General features: G+C 62.6%; 16 protein-coding genes. 8 read left to right on the forward strand and 8 right to left on the reverse strand.

Annotated elements, in window-relative coordinates; all coding sequences use genetic code 11:
• Nucleotides 1-203: 203 nt before the first annotated feature.
• The gene (locus tag AC3WL2_RS07245; RefSeq protein WP_102681745.1) at nucleotides 204-2,669 is read right to left on the reverse strand and encodes a glycogen/starch/alpha-glucan phosphorylase; all 2,466 of its coding nucleotides are present in this window, start codon (nucleotides 2,667-2,669) and stop codon (nucleotides 204-206) included.
• Between the two features lie 185 nt (nucleotides 2,670-2,854).
• Between AC3WL2_RS07245 and AC3WL2_RS07250 the strand changes: the two genes are divergently transcribed.
• On the forward strand, nucleotides 2,855-3,259 hold the full coding sequence (locus tag AC3WL2_RS07250; RefSeq protein ID WP_016712459.1) for a YkgJ family cysteine cluster protein: 405 nt from the start codon (nucleotides 2,855-2,857) through the stop codon (nucleotides 3,257-3,259).
• A gap of 112 nt (nucleotides 3,260-3,371) precedes the next feature.
• On the opposite strand, the gene typA is transcribed toward AC3WL2_RS07250, so the two are convergent.
• Nucleotides 3,372-5,192 carry a translational GTPase TypA gene (gene typA / locus AC3WL2_RS07255; protein WP_046853888.1) on the reverse strand — a complete coding sequence of 607 codons (1,821 nt, stop codon included), beginning with the start codon at nucleotides 5,190-5,192 and terminating at the stop codon, nucleotides 3,372-3,374.
• A gap of 127 nt (nucleotides 5,193-5,319) precedes the next feature.
• Nucleotides 5,320-6,774, reverse strand: coding sequence for a tRNA uracil 4-sulfurtransferase ThiI (thiI, locus tag AC3WL2_RS07260; protein WP_102681746.1), 1,455 nt, complete (start codon nucleotides 6,772-6,774; stop codon nucleotides 5,320-5,322).
• Between the two features lie 376 nt (nucleotides 6,775-7,150).
• Between thiI and glnA the strand changes: the two genes are divergently transcribed.
• The 4 genes from glnA to ntrC all read left to right on the forward strand — a co-directional run bounded on the left by glnA (nucleotide 7,151) and on the right by ntrC (nucleotide 12,019).
• On the forward strand, nucleotides 7,151-8,557 hold the full coding sequence (gene glnA, locus AC3WL2_RS07265; RefSeq protein WP_023628815.1) for a type I glutamate--ammonia ligase: 1,407 nt from the start codon (nucleotides 7,151-7,153) through the stop codon (nucleotides 8,555-8,557).
• A 145-nt stretch (nucleotides 8,558-8,702) separates the two neighbouring features.
• Nucleotides 8,703-9,245 (forward strand): gamma subclass chorismate mutase AroQ, encoded by a 543-nt coding sequence (gene aroQ / locus AC3WL2_RS07270; protein WP_102681747.1) that lies wholly within the window; start codon nucleotides 8,703-8,705, stop codon nucleotides 9,243-9,245.
• A 255-nt stretch (nucleotides 9,246-9,500) separates the two neighbouring features.
• Nucleotides 9,501-10,586, forward strand: a complete 1,086-nt coding sequence (gene glnL, locus AC3WL2_RS07275; RefSeq protein WP_102681748.1) for a nitrogen regulation protein NR(II) — start codon at nucleotides 9,501-9,503, stop codon at nucleotides 10,584-10,586.
• Nucleotides 10,583-12,019 (forward strand): nitrogen regulation protein NR(I), encoded by a 1,437-nt coding sequence (gene ntrC / locus AC3WL2_RS07280; RefSeq protein WP_102681749.1) that lies wholly within the window; start codon nucleotides 10,583-10,585, stop codon nucleotides 12,017-12,019. Before glnL ends, ntrC begins: the two co-directional genes overlap by 4 nt.
• Before the next feature lie 125 nt (nucleotides 12,020-12,144).
• Here the strand turns inward: ntrC and AC3WL2_RS07285 are convergent, their stop codons facing one another.
• Together AC3WL2_RS07285 and AC3WL2_RS07290 are read right to left on the reverse strand one after the other, a co-directional pair.
• Nucleotides 12,145-12,963: an RHS repeat-associated core domain-containing protein gene (locus AC3WL2_RS07285; RefSeq protein ID WP_256582517.1), complete on the reverse strand. Its 819-nt coding sequence runs from the start codon at nucleotides 12,961-12,963 to the stop codon at nucleotides 12,145-12,147.
• 265 nt (nucleotides 12,964-13,228) lie between these two features.
• Nucleotides 13,229-13,666, reverse strand: coding sequence for a hypothetical protein (locus tag AC3WL2_RS07290; RefSeq protein ID WP_102681751.1), 438 nt, complete (start codon nucleotides 13,664-13,666; stop codon nucleotides 13,229-13,231).
• On the opposite strand from AC3WL2_RS07290, the gene trmL reads away from it, so the two are divergent.
• Nucleotides 13,665-14,126, forward strand: coding sequence for a tRNA (uridine(34)/cytosine(34)/5-carboxymethylaminomethyluridine(34)-2'-O)-methyltransferase TrmL (gene trmL / locus AC3WL2_RS07295; RefSeq protein WP_031314454.1), 462 nt, complete (start codon nucleotides 13,665-13,667; stop codon nucleotides 14,124-14,126). The genes AC3WL2_RS07290 and trmL overlap by 2 nt on opposite strands.
• An 84-nt stretch (nucleotides 14,127-14,210) precedes the next feature.
• On the opposite strand, the gene secB is transcribed toward trmL, so the two are convergent.
• From secB to AC3WL2_RS07310, 3 genes are read right to left on the reverse strand one after another with little or no spacing between them, the layout of a single operon-like run.
• Nucleotides 14,211-14,696: a protein-export chaperone SecB gene (gene secB / locus AC3WL2_RS07300; protein WP_102681752.1), complete on the reverse strand. Its 486-nt coding sequence runs from the start codon at nucleotides 14,694-14,696 to the stop codon at nucleotides 14,211-14,213.
• 39 nt (nucleotides 14,697-14,735) lie between these two features.
• Complete coding sequence (grxC, locus tag AC3WL2_RS07305) at nucleotides 14,736-14,990, reverse strand: glutaredoxin 3 (RefSeq protein ID WP_003249204.1); 255 nt, start codon at nucleotides 14,988-14,990, stop codon at nucleotides 14,736-14,738.
• Between the two features lies 1 nt (nucleotide 14,991).
• Complete coding sequence (locus tag AC3WL2_RS07310) at nucleotides 14,992-15,405, reverse strand: rhodanese-like domain-containing protein (protein ID WP_023628822.1); 414 nt, start codon at nucleotides 15,403-15,405, stop codon at nucleotides 14,992-14,994.
• 206 nt (nucleotides 15,406-15,611) lie between these two features.
• Between AC3WL2_RS07310 and gpmI the strand changes: the two genes are divergently transcribed.
• Both gpmI and AC3WL2_RS07320 read left to right on the forward strand, forming a co-directional pair.
• Nucleotides 15,612-17,147, forward strand: a complete 1,536-nt coding sequence (gene gpmI, locus AC3WL2_RS07315; RefSeq protein WP_102681753.1) for a 2,3-bisphosphoglycerate-independent phosphoglycerate mutase — start codon at nucleotides 15,612-15,614, stop codon at nucleotides 17,145-17,147.
• Nucleotides 17,148-17,288: 141 nt separating this feature from the next.
• Nucleotides 17,289-18,590, forward strand: coding sequence for a murein hydrolase activator EnvC family protein (locus tag AC3WL2_RS07320; RefSeq protein ID WP_102681754.1), 1,302 nt, complete (start codon nucleotides 17,289-17,291; stop codon nucleotides 18,588-18,590).
• The last annotated feature ends 49 nt before the right edge of the window (nucleotides 18,591-18,639 follow it).

An 18,639-nucleotide genomic window follows, 5' to 3' on the forward strand; every position in this document is an offset into this window, starting at 1 on the left:
ACAGGGAGAGTGACGGGCTAGCGAGCAAAGAGACTCGTGTGGCAGATCAGAGGGCTCATTGGGCTTTGAGTTCACGCAGCTTGTCGATTAGGGCTGCTGCGCAGCCCATCGCCGGCAAGCCGGCTCCCACAGAGTTTGGCGGTGCTGTGGATCTTTATGGGAGCCGGCTTGCCGGCGATGGGCCGCAGAGCGGCCCCGGTGTGCTAATCCAAGGCCTTCCAGATCTCGGTCGCATACTCGCGAATGGTCCGGTCCGACGAGAACCAGCCCATCCGCGCCGTGTTCAGCACTGCCACGCGCCACCAGTCCTGCGGCGCGTGCCACAACTCCTCGACTCGCCGCTGGGCGTCCCAGTAGGCATCGAAGTCGGCGCACACCAGGAAGCGGTCGTAGGCGATCAGCCCGTCCACCAATCCGGCATAGCGCGCCGGATCATCAGGCGAGAACACCCCGCTGCGAATCGCCTGCAGCACGTCGCCCAGACGATGGGAGGCAGCGATCGCCGACGCGGCGCCAAAGTCGCCGCTGCGCTTGCGTGCCTCCACCTGCTGCGCGGTCAGGCCGAAGATGAACATGTTCTCGGCCCCCACCTGCTCGCACATCTCGACGTTGGCGCCATCGAGGGTGCCGATGGTCAACGCGCCATTGAGACCGAACTTCATGTTGCTGGTGCCGGAGGCCTCGTAGCCGGCCGTGGAAATCTGCTCGGACAGATCCGCCGCCGGAATGATGCTCTCAGCCAGGCTGACGTTGTAGTTGGGCAGGAACACCACCTTGAGCAGGCCGCGCACCGTGGGGTCGTTATTGACCACCCGGGCAATGTCGTTGGCCAGCTTGATGATCAGCTTGGCCTGGTGGTAGCTGGCCGCCGCCTTGCCGGCGAAGATCTTCACCCGCGGCACCCAGTCGGTGCCGGGGTCGTTGCGGATGGCCTGGTACAGCGCCACCGTGTGCAGCAGATTGAGCAACTGGCGCTTGTACTCGTGGATGCGCTTGACCTGCACATCGAACAGCGCCTCCGGGTTGACCGTCACGCCCAACCTGTCCTGGATGATGCTGGCCAGCGCGCGCTTGCTGTGCAGGCGCTGGGCGGCGAACTGCTTGCGGAAGGTGGCCTTGTCGGCGAAGGGCGCCAGTGCCTTGAGCTTGCCTTCCGGGTCATCCAGCACCTCCGGCCCCAGCGCCTCGATCAGCATCGCCGTGAGCGGCGGGTTGGCCTGGTACAGCCAACGGCGGAAGGTGATGCCGTTGGTCTTGTTGTTGATCCGCTGCGGGTAGAGCTTGTGCAGCTCGGCAAACACCGTGCTTTTCATCAGCTTGCTGTGCAGCGCCGACACGCCGTTGACGCTGTGCGAGCCAAGGAACGCCAGGTTGCCCATGCGCACCCGGCGGCCATTGTCCTCCTCGATCAGCGACACCGCGCGCAGCACGTCGAAGTCGTGCAGGCCTTTGGCCCGCAGTGCGTCGATATGGTAGGCGTTGATCAGGTAGATGATCTGCATGTGCCGCGGCAGCATGCGCTCCATCAATGCCACCGGCCAGGTTTCCAGGGCTTCGGGCAACAAGGTGTGGTTGGTGTAGGCCAGGGTGCCGACGGTCAGCGCCCACGCTTTGTCCCAAGGGATTTCGTGCTGGTCGACCAGCAGGCGCATCAGCTCGGCCACGGCAATCGACGGGTGGGTGTCGTTGAGCTGGATGGCCGCGGCATCCGGCAGGTTGAGCAGGTCCTTGTGCATGTTCAGGTGGCGCCGCAGCAGGTCCTGCAGCGAGGCCGAAACGAAGAAGTACTCCTGGCGCAGGCGCAACTCCTGGCCGGCCTCGGTGCTGTCGGCCGGGTACAGCACCCGCGAGATGCTTTCGGCGCGGGCCACCTCGGCCACCGCGCCCAGGTGGTCACCGGCGTTGAAGCGCTCCAGGTGCAGTTCCTCCAGAGCCCGGGCACGCCACAGACGCAGGGTATTGACGCTGGAGCCGCGCCAGCCGACCACCGGCGTGTCGTAGGCCACCGCCCGTACCGTCTCGCCCGGCCACCAGACCTGACGTTGCTGGCCATTGCCTTCCTGCACGGTCTCGACGCTGCCGCCGAAACTGATCGGGTAGATCACCTCCGCCCGTTCGAACTCCCAGGGGTTGCCGAAATCCAGCCAGTTCTCGGTCTGCTCCTGCTGCCAGCCATCGACCACCGCCTGGCGGAACAACCCATGCTCGTAGCGGATGCCATAGCCATGGGCGGCAATACCCAGGGTCGACATGCTCTCCATGAAGCACGCCGCCAGGCGACCGAGGCCACCGTTGCCCAGTGCCGCGTCAGGCTCGAGCAGGCGGATACGCTCCAGGTCGACGTCCAGCCCTTCGAGCGCCTCGCGGGCGATCTCCAGGTAACCGAGGTTGCTCAGGCTGTCGTACAGCAGGCGGCCGATGAGAAACTCGAGGGAGAGGTAATACACCCGCTTCTGGCTACGGCGGTAGGCCTGGCGAGTGTGATCCATCCAGTGGTCGACCATATGGTCGCGGGCAGCCAGGGCAATGGCCTCGAACCAGTCGTGGTCGAAGGCGTGTTCCGGGTCCTTGCCAACGGCGTAGGTCAGCTTGGCCAGCACGGCGGCGCGGAACGCGGCCACCTCGTCGGTATGAGCTTTGGCCTCACGGGCCTTGTTTTCCTGGGACATGCGGCATCCTCGGGCAAGTAGGCGAAAGCGCAGGGAGAGTGTTCAGCCTAGACGCTCTGACACACAGCGACAGCGAGCGTTCGCGGTTTTCATCAACTGCCAGGGGAATCGGGCAAAAGGTTGTTCACAAATTGAGCAACTCCGGTATGATCGCGCGCCCCAAGACCGTGATTCACCCCATAACCATGAAAACGACCCTGATCGCCGCCGCCGAAGTCGACCGCCTGGAGACCTGGCAGCGCTATGCCAGCCATATGTGCGGTGGCTGCCACTCGACCTGCTGCACCCTGCCGGTGGAGGTGAAGATCAAGGATCTGATCCGCATTGGCGTGGTGGATGAATTCGAGAAAGACGAACCGCCGAAGAACGTGGCCAAACGCCTGCAGAAGGAAGGCATCATCGAGCGCTTCAACCAGAAATCGGGGATCTTCACCCTGACCCGGATGAGCAACGATGACTGCATGTACCTGGATCGCAAGAGCCGCCTGTGCACCATCTACGACAAGCGCCCGGATACCTGCCGCAACCACCCCAAGGTCGGGCCGCGGCCGGGGTATTGCGCGTACAAGCCCAAGGTGGTCGGGCGCTGAGACTGCGCCACGCCTGAAATGCTGGGGCTGCAAAGCGGCCTGTATTTCTGAAGGCAAACAAAAACGCCCCCGGCCTTTCGACCGGGGGCGTTTTCATTCAGCCTGAGCTAACTCAGTTCTTGGCTTTCTTGGCAGCGCGGGTACGCTCGCCTTCGTCCAGGATCTTCTTGCGCAGACGGATCGACTTCGGCGTGACTTCGCACAGCTCGTCGTCCTGGATGAACTCCAGGGCCTGTTCCAGGGTGTGGCGAACCGGCGGTACCAGAGCGATGACTTCGTCCTTGCCCGAAGCACGCATGTTGTCGAGCTTCTTGCCTTTGGTCGGGTTCACGCCCAGGTCGTTGTCGCGGCTGTTCAGGCCGATGATCTGACCGTTGTAGATCTCCTGGCCGTGCTCGACGAACAGCTTGCCGCGCGCCTGCAGGGTTTCCAGCGAGTAGGTCAGTGCCTTGCCGGTCTCGACCGAAACCAGTACGCCGTTCAGACGGCCGGACATCTGGCCCGACTTCATGGTGTCGTAGCGATCGAAGATCGAGGTCAGGATGCCTGCACCGTTGGTCAGGGTCAGGAACTGGTTGCGGAAACCGATCAGACCACGGGCTGGAATGTTGTATTCCAGGCGAACACGGCCCTTGCCATCCGGCACCATGTTGGTCAGGTCGCCTTTACGCAGACCCATTTCTTCCATGACCTTGCCCTGGGATTCTTCAGGGATGTCGATGGTGACGTTCTCGAACGGTTCCTGCTTGACGCCGTCGACTTCGCGGATGATCACTTCAGGGCGGCCTACGGCCATCTCGAAGCCTTCACGGCGCATGGTTTCGATCAGAACGGACAGGTGCAGCTCGCCACGGCCCGATACCTTGAACTTGTCAGGGGAGTCGGTTTCCTGGACGCGCAGGGCAACGTTGTACAGCAGCTCCTTGTCCAGACGGTCCTTGATGTTACGGCTGGTGACGAACTTGCCTTCCTTGCCGCAGAACGGCGAGTCGTTGACCTGGAAGGTCATCGAAACGGTTGGCTCGTCGACGGTCAGCGGCTTCATCGCTTCTACCGCGTCCGGGGCGCACAGGGTGTCGGAGATGAACAGCTCGTCGAAACCGCTGATGCAGACGATGTCGCCAGCCTGGGCTTCTTCGACGTCGACGCGGTGCAGGCCGTGGTGGCCCATCAGCTTCAGAATACGGCCGTTACGCTTCTTGCCGTCGACATCGATGGCAACAACCGGGGTGTTCGGCTTGATGCGGCCACGGGCGATACGGCCAACACCGATAACACCCAGGAAGCTGTTGTAGTCCAGTGCCGAGATCTGCATCTGGAACGAACCTTCACGGTCAACGTCCGGCGCCGGTACGTTGTCGACGATCGACTGGTACAGGGCGGTCATGTCTTCGCCCATGGCGGTGTGGTCGAGACCTGCGATGCCGTTCAGGGCCGAGGCGTAGACGACTTTGAAGTCCAGCTGTTCGTCGGTGGCACCGAGGTTGTCGAACAGGTCGAAGATCTGGTCCAGAACCCAGTCAGGACGCGCGCCTGGACGGTCGACCTTGTTGATCACGACGATTGGCTTCAGGCCAGCTTCGAAGGCCTTCTTGGTCACGAAGCGGGTTTGCGGCATCGGGCCGTCCTGGGCGTCGACCAGCAGCAGCACCGAGTCGACCATCGACATTACACGCTCAACCTCGCCACCGAAGTCGGCGTGGCCGGGGGTGTCGACGATGTTGATGTGGTAGCCGTTCCAGTTGATGGCGGTGTTTTTCGCCAGAATGGTAATGCCGCGCTCTTTTTCCTGGTCGTTGGAGTCCATGACGCGCTCGTCGTTGAGCTCGTTACGCTCCAGGGTGCCGGACTGGCGCAGGAGTTTGTCGACCAGGGTGGTTTTACCATGGTCAACGTGGGCGATGATGGCGATGTTACGCAGATTTTCGATCACAACTGTATCTCGATCAGAGGATTCGGTTGCCGCCAGTGTAGGCGGCCAATATGTACGGTTTACGGCTCAGCGGGCCCGATGGTCGGGAGGGCGATGGCGGATGCTGCCGCCATACAGCCCTGGCGTCTTATGTCGGACGATAAACACGCACATTGGCATGTCCCTCACTGAGCAGGTGGTGTGCGTGCAGACGGCTCATCACACCCTTGTCGCAATACAGCAAGTACTGGCGCGTGGGGTCCAGGTGCTTGAACTTGCTGTTGATGGCGTAGAACGGCATGGCCTGGACTTCGATGCCTTCCAGCACCAGAGGTTCGTCTTCCTGGGCGTCGGGGTGACGAATGTCGATGACGATCTGGCCTGGCAGCGCCTCGGCCACTTCCTCGATTTCGATGTCCTTGCCCAGCTCGTCGATCACATGGTCGATGGAGATGAACTTGGCACGCTCCAGGGCGCGCTCCAGCACGGCCATGTCGAACTGCTTTTCTTCGTGCTCCATGCGGTGACGCTTGGCATGGGTTGTCGGGTTCACCGAGATCACGCCGCAATATTCGGGCATGTGCTTGGCGAAGTCGGCGGTGCCGATCTCGGTGGCCTGGTCGATGATGTCCTGCTTGTGGCTGGCCAGCAGCGGACGCAGCACCAGCTTGTCGGTGGCCGAGTCGATGATCGACAGGTTCGGCAAGGTCTGGCTCGACACCTGGGAGATCGCCTCGCCGGTGACCAGCGCGTCGATCTGCAGACGGTCGGCCATGTGCGCGGCGCCGCGCAGCATCATGCGCTTGAGGGTGACGCCCATGTAGCTGTTGTCGACCTTGTTGAGGATCTCGCCGACCACTTCCTCGAACGGCACGCTGATGAACAGTACGCGCTGGCTGCTGCCGTACTTCTTCCACAGGTAGTGGGCCACTTCCATCACGCCCAGCTCGTGGGCACGGCCACCGAGGTTGAAGAAGCAGAAATGGGTCATCAGTCCGCGGCGCATCATCTGGTAGGCCGCGACGGTGGAGTCGAAGCCACCGGACATCAGCACCAGGGTCTGTTCCAGTGCGCCCAGCGGGTAGCCGCCAATGCCGTTGTGCTGATTGTGAATCACGTACAGGCGCTGGTCGCGGATCTCCATGCGCACCACGACTTCTGGGGTCTTCAGGTCGATGCCGGCGGCGCCGCACAGCTGGCGCAGCTGGCTGCCGACGTAGCGGTCGACGTCCATCGAGGTGAAATCGTGGTGGCCGCCGCGCTTGCAGCGTACCGAGAAGCGCTTGCCGGCCAGCAGGTGGCCAAAGTGGTGCTTGCACTTGGCGACGATGTCGTCGAAATCGCCCAGTGCATACTCCTCGACCTGCAGGAAGTGGGTGATACCCGGCGTGCAGGTGAGGCGCTCGATCATTTCGCGCTGGAGCTTTTCGTCCTCGACGCGGGTGACCACCTCGAGATTATCCCAGACACCATCAACCGCGAGCTCGGGATCAAGGTCCTTGAGCACGTTGCGGATGTTCTTGGCGAGCTGGCGGATGAAGCGCTTGCGCACCGGCCGGCTCTTGATGGTGATTTCTGGGAAGACTTTGACGATAAGTTTCATTGGTTTAACAGCGCGCCCAGGGCCTACCGAAAATGAGGGGCGCGAATTATAGCGGAAATTGCTCAGCTTTTGACCAACTTTTGTCCAGAAGGTTGGATTTATGTTGCCTGCCCCGCGATGTAGCCCTGCACGCACAGAGCGCACCATAACGGTGCGGCAAAGTTAAAAAACGCATCACATGAGTGCACAGCAGCCATCCAGATCACCAGCAAATACCCAGCAACGCCTCTTTTTATCGCGTGCAGGCCATTTTCGGGCACTGGCATGCAATTTGCTCCCTTGTGAGGCAGGTAAGCTTGGCCGACTATCCGCGCCCAGCGACACCCTTATTTCCAGGGCAGCGGCCAACTGCGCCCTAGACCATCCGGAGGACAACATGTCGAAGTCGGTTCAACTCATCAAAGATCATGACGTCAAGTGGATTGATCTGCGTTTCACGGACACCAAGGGCATTCAGCATCACGTGACCATGCCGGCGCGCGATGGCCTGGACGAAGACTTCTTCGAAGTCGGCAAGATGTTCGACGGCTCCTCCATCGCTGGCTGGAAAGGCATTGAAGCCTCCGACATGATCCTGATGCCGGTTGACGAAACCGCCGTGCTGGACCCGTTCACCGAAGAACCGACCCTGATCATCACCTGCGACATCGTCGACCCGTCGAGCATGCAGGGCTACGATCGTGACCCGCGCGGCATCGCCAAGCGCGCCGAAGAGTACCTGAAGAGCACCGGCATCGGTGACACCGTGTTCGCAGGCCCAGAGCCTGAGTTCTTCATCTTCGACGAAGTGAAGTTCCACTCGGACATCTCCGGCTCGATGTTCAAGATCTTCTCCGAGCAAGGCTCGTGGATGACCGGCGCTGACGTGGAAGGCGGCAACAAAGGCCACCGTCCGGGCGTGAAAGGCGGCTACTTCCCGGTTCCGCCGTTCGACCACGACCACGAAATCCGCACCGCCATGTGCAACGCCCTGGAAGAAATGGGCCAGACCGTCGAAGTTCACCACCACGAAGTGGCGACTGCCGGCCAGAACGAAATCGGCGTCAAGTTCAACACCCTGGTGAAGAAAGCTGACGAAGTACAGGCCCTGAAATACGTCGTGCACAACGTTGCCGACGCCTATGGCCGTACCGCCACCTTCATGCCCAAGCCTCTGTACGGCGACAACGGCTCGGGCATGCACGTGCACATGTCGATCTGGAAAGACGGCAAGAACACCTTCTCCGGCGAAGGCTATGCCGGCCTGTCCGATACCGCCCTGTACTTCATCGGCGGCATCATCAAGCACGGCAAGGCCCTGAACGGCTTCACCAACCCGTCGACCAACTCGTACAAGCGTCTGGTCCCAGGTTTCGAAGCCCCGGTGATGCTGGCCTACTCGGCGCGCAACCGTTCCGCCTCGATCCGTATTCCTTACGTCGGCAGCCCGAAAGCCCGCCGTATCGAAGCACGCTTCCCGGACCCGTCGGCCAACCCGTACCTGGCCTTCGCGGCCCTGCTGATGGCAGGCCTGGACGGTATCCAGAACAAGATCCACCCAGGCGATGCCGCCGACAAGAACCTGTACGACCTGCCGCCTGAAGAGGCCAAGGAAATCCCGCAAGTCTGTGGCAGCCTGAAGGAAGCCCTGGAAGAGCTGGACAAAGGCCGTGCGTTCCTGACCAAGGGCGGCGTGTTCTCCGACGACTTCATCGATGCCTTCATCGAGCTGAAGAGCGAAGAAGAGATCAAGGTCCGCACCTTCGTGCACCCGCTGGAGTACGAGCTGTACTACAGCTGCTGATCTGATCGGCGCCTCGCGTCGGTGACATCATTACGGCCTCCCTCGGGAGGCCGTTTCTTTTTCATACCCTCATCATCGGACAACACCTATTAGCCGCCGCAACGCCACAGGCGACACTCGAGGCTTCATTCCCAAGGAGATCGCCATGCGTGCCACCACCCTCGCCCTGACCTGCTGCATCGCCCTATCCGGTTGTGCCACCTCACCGAGCATCACGCCTACCCTGGATCAGTTGCTTGCCACCATCGATCGGCGCCTGGACCTGGCCGAAGCTGTCGCCCTGCACAAGTGGGATCACCAGCAACCCGTGCAGGCCAGTGCCCGCGAGCACCAGGTATTGGTCAGCGCACGCCAAGCCGCCGTCGCCCACCACTTGGATCCGGCACGCGTCGAGGCCTTTTTTGCCGACCAGATCGAAGCCAACAAGCTCCTGCAGTACCACCTGCTCGACACCTGGCATCGCGCCCGACAGGCGCCAGCCCTTCCACGCCGCGACCTGGCCAACGAAGTGCGCCCTGAACTGGACCTGCTGCAGGAACAGCTGCTGAGCGCCCTCGCCCGTTTTGACCAGACCCCGCCGAGCCAATGCGCCAACCACCTGGCCGACGCCTTGCAACAACGCACCCAGGACACAACGCGCCACCTCGCCCTGGTTCGCGCCAGCGCCCAGCTGTGCAAATTGCGCTGACCGCCCTATGCTCCATATTGGTGCATGACTTGGCGGCACGCCCCATCATGCAACCCAATTTGGTTCACAAGAATCGATAAACCAGGGCTTTATGGCTCGAATTCGCGCAGTTCCAGGTGTTTATCCGGAATTTCCGCTTCTTTTCGGAGCCTTGGTTTGGTTCTTGCATTTTCACTGCATCCAGCACTTTTCCGTGCGCGCCCCCGGGCCCGAGCCGTTGGGCGCCACTGTGCCAAAAGAGGTCAACGACACCTTATGACCATCAGCGATGCACAGCACCGTCTGCTTCTGGACAACCTGACCACGGCCACGCTCCTGCTCAATGCCGAACTGCGCCTGGAGTACATGAATCCAGCCGCGGAAATGCTCCTGGCTGTCAGTGGCCAGCGCAGCCATGGCCAGTTCATCAGCGAGCTGTTCACCGAATCGGCCGAGGCACTCAACTCGCTGCGCCAGGCGGTGGAGCAGGCGCACCCGTTCACCAAGCGCGAAGCCCAGCTGACCTCGCTGGCCGGCCAGAGCATCACTGTCGACTACGCCGTCACGCCCATCCTGCATCAGGGCCAGACCCTGCTGCTGCTGGAGGTGCACCCGCGTGACCGCCTGCTGCGCATCACCAAGGAGGAGGCCCAGCTGAGCAAGCAGGAGACCACCAAGATGCTGGTGCGTGGCCTCGCCCACGAGATCAAGAACCCCCTCGGCGGCATTCGCGGCGCGGCGCAACTGCTGGCCCGCGAGCTGCCCGAGGACGGCCTGCGTGACTACACCAATGTGATCATCGAAGAGGCCGACCGCCTGCGCAACCTGGTCGACCGCATGCTCGGCTCGAACAAGCTGCCGTCGTTGTCCATGACCAATATCCACGAAGTGCTCGAACGGGTGTGCAGCCTGGTCGATGCCGAGAGCCAGGGCGGCATCACCCTGGTGCGCGACTACGACCCGAGCCTGCCGGACGTGCTGATTGACCGCGAGCAGATGATCCAGGCCGTGCTCAACATCGTGCGCAACGCCATGCAGGCCATCGGCGCGCAGAACGAACTGCGCCTGGGCCGCATCACCCTGCGCAGTAGGGCCGTGCGCCAGTTCACCATCGGCCACGTGCGCCACCGCCTGGTGGCGCGGATCGAGATCATCGACAACGGCCCCGGCATCCCCGCGGAACTGCAGGACACCCTCTTCTATCCCATGGTCAGCGGCCGCCCGGACGGCACCGGGCTGGGCCTGGCCATCACCCAGAACATCATCAGCCAGCACCAGGGCCTGATCGAATGTGAAAGCCACGCCGGCCACACCACCTTCTCGATCTACCTGCCCCTGGAACAAGGAGCCACCGCCCCATGAGCCGAAGTGAAACCGTCTGGATCGTCGATGATGATCGCTCCATCCGCTGGGTCCTGGAAAAGGCCCTGCAGCAGGAAGGCATGACCACCCAGAGCTTCGACAGCGCCGACGGCGTGATGGGCCGCCTGGCCCGCCAGCAACCGGACGTGATCATCTCGGATATCCGCATGCCCGGCGCCAGCGGCCTTGACCTGCTCGCCCAGATCCGCGACCAGCACCCTGGGCTGCCGGTGATCATCATGACCGCCCATTCCGACCTGGACAGCGCCGTGGCGTCGTACCAGGGCGGCGCCTTCGAGTACCTGCCCAAGCCGTTCGATGTCGACGAAGCGGTGTCGCTGGTCAAGCGCGCCAACCAGCACGCCCAGGAGCAGCAGGCGCTGGAGGTGCCCCAGGCGCTGGCCCGCACCCCCGAGATCATCGGCGAGGCGCCGGCGATGCAAGAGGTGTTCCGTGCCATCGGCCGCCTCAGCCACTCCAACATCACTGTGCTGATCAATGGTGAGTCTGGTACCGGCAAAGAGCTGGTGGCCCATGCCCTGCACCGCCACAGCCCGCGCGCGGCATCGCCGTTCATTGCCCTGAACATGGCGGCGATCCCCAAGGACCTGATGGAGTCCGAGCTGTTCGGCCATGAAAAGGGCGCCTTTACCGGCGCTGCCAACCTGCGTCGTGGGCGTTTCGAGCAGGCCGACGGCGGCACGCTGTTCCTCGACGAGATCGGCGACATGCCCGCCGATACCCAGACCCGCCTGCTGCGAGTGCTGGCCGACGGCGAGTTCTACCGGGTCGGCGGCCATGTGCCGGTTAAGGTGGATGTGCGCATCATCGCCGCCACCCACCAGAACCTCGAGTCGCTGGTGCAGGCCGGCAAGTTCCGTGAAGACCTGTTCCACCGCCTCAACGTGATCCGCATCCATATCCCGCGCCTGGCGGACCGACGTGAGGACATCCCGGCCCTGGCCCGCCACTTCCTCGGCCGCGCCGCCCATGAGCTGGCGGTGGAACCCAAGCTGCTCAAGCCCGAGACCGAGGAATTCATCCGCAACCTGCCCTGGCCGGGCAACGTGCGCCAGCTGGAGAACACCTGCCGCTGGATCACCGTGATGGCCTCCAGCCGCGAAGTGCTGATCGGCGACCTGCCGCCGGAACTGCTCAACCTGCCCCAGGACGCCGCGCCGGTGACCAACTGGGAACAGGCCCTGCGCCAGTGGGCCGACCAGGCCCTTGCCCGTGGCCAGTCGAGCCTGCTCGACAGCGCCGTGCCCAGTTTCGAGCGGATCATGATCGAGACGGCGCTCAAGCATACGGCCGGGCGTCGTCGTGATGCGGCGTTGTTGCTGGGGTGGGGGCGCAACACCTTGACGCGCAAGATCAAGGAGCTGGGGATGAAGGTGGATGGCTCCGATGAGGACGAGGGCGAAGACCACTGAGCATCGACCTGCTGCAAACCTGGGAGGGCCAAACATGGCCCTCTCGTAGGCAACACATGATTCAGACCAATTGGCGGCTCAACTGCCAATAGAGCGCAACAGACATGAAGCAGGAATAGATCGACTTACTTCATGTCCCTTAATTCACCAGCGGCCGTAAAAACGTCATTGTGTGTCTGCTGTATCACTACCTCGGACAGATCCGAGGCCGTGCCGGCGTTGATTGACTCCCTCACTTGCCCGAACAACGCAGGAATTTTCTGTTCCTGTTTCACGCTACTCAGCGTCAGATAGTGCAAGGGATCCTGCGCCTGCCTTGCCTCACGATACTGGGCAGCTTTCTTCGCTCCCCAGAGCGCAAAACCCGCCCATGCCGCCACACTGCCCACAACAGGGTTCACCGCCACACCCGCCAACTGAAGCGCATTAGTGGCAAACGAAAGCCCTCCCAAAGCGACCTGACCACTATCGACGGTGAGCCGTGTCAGGCTAGGGGCCACCTCATTCAGTACACGATGATCGGTAGAATGCGCCTTTTTCGCCTGCACCTCCCCCCTATTCAGGAGACTTTTGTGCAGATCCCTTGCTCCATCCTGGAAGACGAGGGCCGAGAAGACGGCATCCCTCACCAACCCCCACCACCGCCCACCAGGATCACTCCGATTGACTGGATCACCAGCACAATAGCCATATGCGTTGAGCCCCCCTCTGCCGAATGGGCTGTGGCGATCCGGTGACAGGAAGCGCAATGCGGTTGGCGAATAGCAGCGGTAGCCGTTGCCCAGCTGATAGGTGCCTATAGGTCTTTCGCAGAGCTGCCCGCAGAAGCCGAGAGTCGGGCCTTCTGCAAATGCAGCGGCACCGTATGGCGTATACGCCCTGGAGTAGGAACTCCCCCCGAAAGATGATCGCTGGTGATCGAGCATCGGCAAGTGCAGGCTCATGAACAATCCCTCCACAGGAGCATGATTCATGAGCAGAACGTTAACCAATGCTGGCAGTGGCCGAAACTGGCAAATTTATCAGGTCCCAGCTGCACCGTTGCTGTGCCGCATGCACCAGCACAAGGCAGATTAGCCTTCAAAACCCTCGAAAAATGGCCGGAACACCGCATTCCAGGGCCTGCAAGACCTGGCACGCTCCCTGCTTTGTATCCAGTACCTCCAGTTTTGGGGACCTCGGTACAGGCAGGCCGGGATATCCCCTCTTTTATTCATGCAGCCTCACCTGCACCCGCCAACGTCCCGCCTCCTGCGCTCCGGCCCATTCGCCGCGCAGGGGGCGCGCAGCGACCAGCGTCAACAGCAAGCCTTCCTCGCTCTTCTGCAAACGCCAGCCCACCGGCTTGCCCTGCAACATCAACTGGCCCCGCGCGGCCTTGCCCTCGGCCTGGAACACCACGGCCACGGTACCCTCGACAGTCTCGCCATGCAGTTGCGGCTCTTCGTTGAACCACAGGTCCAGCCCGCCCTGCACCACCTCGACCTGCTCCAGCACCCGCTCCTCGGGCGCGGTCAGCCGGCCGATCATCAGGCCCACGAGCATGCCGAAGATCGCCAGCGACAGCAGCACCCGCGGCCAGGCCTTCGAACGCGGGTCGGGTTCGGGGGTAGAATGCTCGTCATCTTCACGCTTGGAGCCGTGCATGTTTCACGTCATCCTTTTTCAACCAGAAATTCCGCCGAATACCGGCAACATCATCCGCCTGTGCGCCAACAGCGGCTGCGCCCTGCACCTGATCGAGCCCATCAGCTTCGAACTGGACGACAAACGCCTGCGCCGCGCGGGGCTGGATTACCACGAGTATGCCACGCTACAGCGCCACCAAAGCCTGGCCGAATGCCTGGAAAGCCTGAATCAGCCTCGACTGTTCGCGTTCACCACCAAAGGCTCGCACCCGTTCCATGAGGTCGAGTACCAGCCCGGTGACGCCTTCCTGTTCGGGCCCGAAAGCCGTGGCCTGCCGGCCGAGGTGCTGGACAGCCTGCCTGCCGAGCAACGCCTGCGCCTGCCGATGCGGCCGGGGTGCCGGAGCTTGAACCTGTCCAATACCGTGGCCGTAACGGTGTACGAGGCGTGGCGCCAGCAGGGGTTTGCCGGAAGCTGATGTGCTCGCCGCTCGGGTTCTATCCCCAGCAAGAGACATGAAAAAGGCGACCTCGAAGGTCGCCTTTTTCTTTACCGGCAGAAATTACTGAACGGTCGGCACTTCACCGGCTTCCTGCATGCGCTGCATTTCTTGCGCGTACAGGGCGTCGAAGTTGACCGGCGACAGCATCAGCGCCGGGAACGAGCCACGGGTCACCAGGCTGTCCAGGGTCTCGCGGGCGTACGGGAACAGGATGTTCGGGCAGAACGCGCCGAGGGTGTGGCTCATCGAGGACGCGTCCAGGTTGGCGATCAGGAAGATACCAGCCTGTTGCACTTCGGCGATGAACGCCACTTCGTCACCGTTCTTGACGGTCACCGACAGGGTCAGCACCACTTCGTGGAAGTCGCCTTCCAGGGCTTTCTGACGGGTGTTCAGGTCCAGCGATACGCTCGGCTCCCACTGCTGGCGGAAGATCTGCGGGCTTTTCGGAGCCTCGAACGACAGATCGCGCACGTAGATGCGCTGCAGGGAGAATTGTGGTGCGGTTTCTTCAGCACCAGCGCCGTTGTTCTGTTGGTCAGTCATGGCAGATCCTTTTCCTAATGTTCTTGAATGCAGTGCGAATCAGGCCGCCAGCAGCGCGTCGAGCTTGCCCGCGCGCTCCAGGGCATAGAGGTCATCGCATCCACCGACATGCGTGCTGCCGATCCAGATCTGCGGCACCGAGGTACGGCCGGCCTTCTGGCTCATTTCGGCGCGAACCTGGGGTTTGCCGTCGACCTTGATCTCCTCGAACGCCACGCCCTTGCTCTCGAGCAGGTACTTGGCGCGCATGCAGTAGGGGCAGTAGTCGCTGGAATAGACGATGACGGGCTTCATATCACTTCACCAGGGGCAGGTTATCGGCTTTCCAGCTGGAAACGCCACCGCTGAGCTTGGCGGCGGTGTAACCAGCCTTGAGCAGTTCGCGGCACAGGGTACCGGACTGCTGGCCCATCGCGTCGACGACGATCAGGGTCTTGTCTTTGTGCTTTTCCAGCTCGGTCATGCGGCCGGCCACTTTGTCCTGCGGCATGCTCAGCGCGCCGACGATATGCCCGGCCGAGTATTCCTTGGCAGTGCGGATATCGATCACCACGGCCTTGTCGGCGTTGACCAGGGCAGTCAGCTGGCCGTTGCTCAGGCTCTGGCCGCCACGGCGGACTTCATTGACCAGCAGCAGGACCAGCAGGACGACGAAAATGGCCACCAGGATGAAGTGATCTGTCGCGAATTGAATCAGGTGAGCAACCATCAGGGGTGTTCCAGGCGATTGAAAATGGCGGCCAGTATACACAGCCCCCCATGACCGCCAAAGCCCACCGGGCTGGCGGCAAACGCGCCTTCATGTTGCATGCCTGACCGCGCTGGTCGGGCAATGGGAGGAATATTCGCCGTCGCTGGCGGATTTGCCCTAAAATGCGTGTCTTTATCATCTTTGAACAACCGTGAGTTTGATTGATGACGAGTACGCCTAAACCTCTGGTCCTGATCATCCTGGATGGCTTCGGTCACAGCGAAAGCCCCGAATACAACGCCATCTTTGCTGCCAACACGCCGGTCTACGACCGCCTGCGCGCCACCCAGCCGCATGGTCTGATCTCCGGCTCCGGCATGGACGTGGGGCTGCCCGACGGGCAGATGGGCAACTCGGAAGTCGGTCACATGAACCTCGGCGCCGGCCGCGTGGTGTACCAGGACTTCACCCGGGTGACCAAGGCCATCCGTGACGGCGAGTTCTTCGAAAACCCGGTGCTCGTCGGTGCCGTGGAAAAAGCCGCCAGCGCCGGCAAGGCCGTGCATATCCTCGGCCTGCTCTCCGACGGCGGCGTGCACAGCCACCAGGACCACCTGATCGCCATGGCCGAACTGGCCGCGCAGCGTGGTGCCGAGAAGATCTACCTGCATGCCTTCCTCGATGGCCGCGACACACCGCCGCGCAGCGCGCAGTCGTCCATCGAGCTGCTCGACGCCACCTTCGCCAAACTCGGCAAGGGCCGCATCGCCAGCCTGATCGGCCGCTACTACGCGATGGATCGCGACAACCGCTGGGACCGCGTCAGCGCCGCCTACAACCTGATCGTCGACAGCGCCGCCGAATACACCGCAGCGACCGCCGTGGCCGGCCTTGAAGCCGCCTATGCCCGCGACGAGAGCGACGAGTTCGTCAAGGCCACGCGCATTGGCGAGGCGGTCAAGGTCGAAGACGGCGACGCGGTGATCTTCATGAACTTCCGTGCCGACCGCGCCCGCGAGCTGTCCCGCGTGTTCGTCGAGCCCGATTTCAACGAATTCCCGCGCGCGCGCCTGCCCAAGCTGGCGGCCTACATCGGCCTGACCCAGTACTCGGCGAAGATCCCGGCCCCCGCGGCTTTCGCCCCGGCCAGCCTGCACAACGTGCTCGGCGAGTACCTGGCGAAGAATGGCAAGACCCAGCTGCGCATCGCCGAAACCGAGAAGTACGCCCACGTCACGTTCTTCTTCTCGGGCGGGCGCGAAGAGCCGTTCGAAGGCGAAGAACGCATCCTGATCCCGTCGCCGAAAGTCGCCACCTACGACCTGCAGCCGGAAATGAGCGCCCCTGAGGTCACCGACCGTATCGTCGAGGCCATCGAGCAGCAACGTTATGACGTGATCGTGGTCAACTACGCCAACGGCGACATGGTCGGCCACACCGGCGTGTTCGATGCTGCGGTCAAGGCCGTGGAGGCGCTGGACGGCTGCGTCGGCCGCATCGTCGAGGCGCTGGACAAGGTCGGCGGCGAAGCCCTGATCACCGCCGACCACGGCAACGTCGAGCAGATGGAAGACGAATGCACAGGCCAGGCGCACACCGCCCACACCACCGAGCCGGTGCCGTTCATCTACGTCGGCAAGCGCCACGTGAAAGTCCGTAACGGCGGCGTGCTGGCGGACGTGGCGCCGACCATGCTCGAGCTGCTGGGGCTGGAAAAACCAGTGGAGATGACCGGCACCTCGATCCTGATCGACGCCTGATCGATGTAGTGGGGCTGCCTTGCGGCCCCCAAAACAGTTGAATTCCAGACCAACGCCCCGCCGCACACGCCGCTGGGCGTTTTTTTTGCACGCCTGCGCGGGCATACTAGGCCAGTCTCCATCCCTGGTACGCCCAACCCCATGCTCCGCGCCCTGTTCCTACTCGCCCTGTCATGTCTGCTTGCCCCGGCCTTCGCTGCCGATGAGCGCGCGCAGACCCAACAACAGCTGGACGCCACCCGCCAGGACATCGCCGAGCTGAAAAAGATGCTGGGCAAGCTCCAGGAGGAAAAGTCCGGCGTGCAGAAAGACCTCAAGGCCACCGAGACCGATATCGGCAACCTCGAAAAACAGGTGGAGGCACTGCAGCAAGAACTAAAAAAGACCGAGGGCGAGCTGGAGCGCCTTGACCACGAGAAAAAAAAACTCCAGAGCGCCCGCGTTGAACAGCAACGCCTGATTGCCATCCAGGCCCGTTCCGCGTACCAGAACAATGGTCGCGAGGAATACCTCAAGCTGCTGCTGAACCAGCAGAATCCCGAGAAATTCGCCCGTACCCTCACCTATTACGACTATCTCAGCAAAGCGCGCATGGACCAGTTGCGCACCTTCAACGAGACCTTGCGCCAGTTGGCCAACGTCGAGCAGGACATCGCCGGCCACCAGCAACAGTTGCTGGCACAACGTGCCGAGCTCGACACTCAGCGCCAGGCCCTCGTCGCCGAACGCGACAAGCGCCAGCAGGTGCTGGCCAAGCTCAGCAGCGACATGAAGGAGCGCGACCAGAAACTGCAGAGCCGCGAGCAGGACCAGGCCGACCTGGGCAAGGTGCTCAAGACCATCGAGGAAACCCTCGCCCGCCAGGCGCGCGAGGCCGAGGAGGCCCGCCAACGCGCCCTGCTGGCCAAGCAGGAAGAAGAGCAGCGCCGGAAGGCGCAGGCCTTGGCCGCCGAGGCCCGCAGCCGGGAACCCGAGGAAATCCCGAAGAAGGCCCGGACGACCCTTGGCCCGGTGGTGTCCAGCGACACAGCCAGCTACGGCGGCGCATTTTCTTCCGCTCGGGGAAAACTTCCATGGCCGGTCAACGGTCGATTGCTGGCACGCTTCGGTGATACCCGCGGCGGTGACGCGCGGGCCAAGTGGGACGGGGTAATGATAAGCGCCAGTGCCGGGACCCAGGTGCGCGCCGTGCACGGCGGGCGGGTGGTGTTCGCCGACTGGTTGCGCGGTGCTGGACTTCTGGTCATTCTCGACCATGGCAATGGCTACCTGAGCTTGTACGGCCACAACCAGAGCCTGCTCAAGAACGCCGGCGACATCGTCAAGGCCGGCGAAGCCATCTCCACTGTCGGCGACAGTGGCGGCCAGGACAGCGCCGGCCTGTACTTCGCGATTCGCCAGCAGGGCCAGCCCACCGACCCCGCGCAATGGTGCCGAGGCTAGATAATGCTACTTTTACGGCGCCGCCCACGAAACGGCGGCGCCGATGCTC

The organism is Pseudomonas sp. FW305-96, assembly GCF_058783825.1.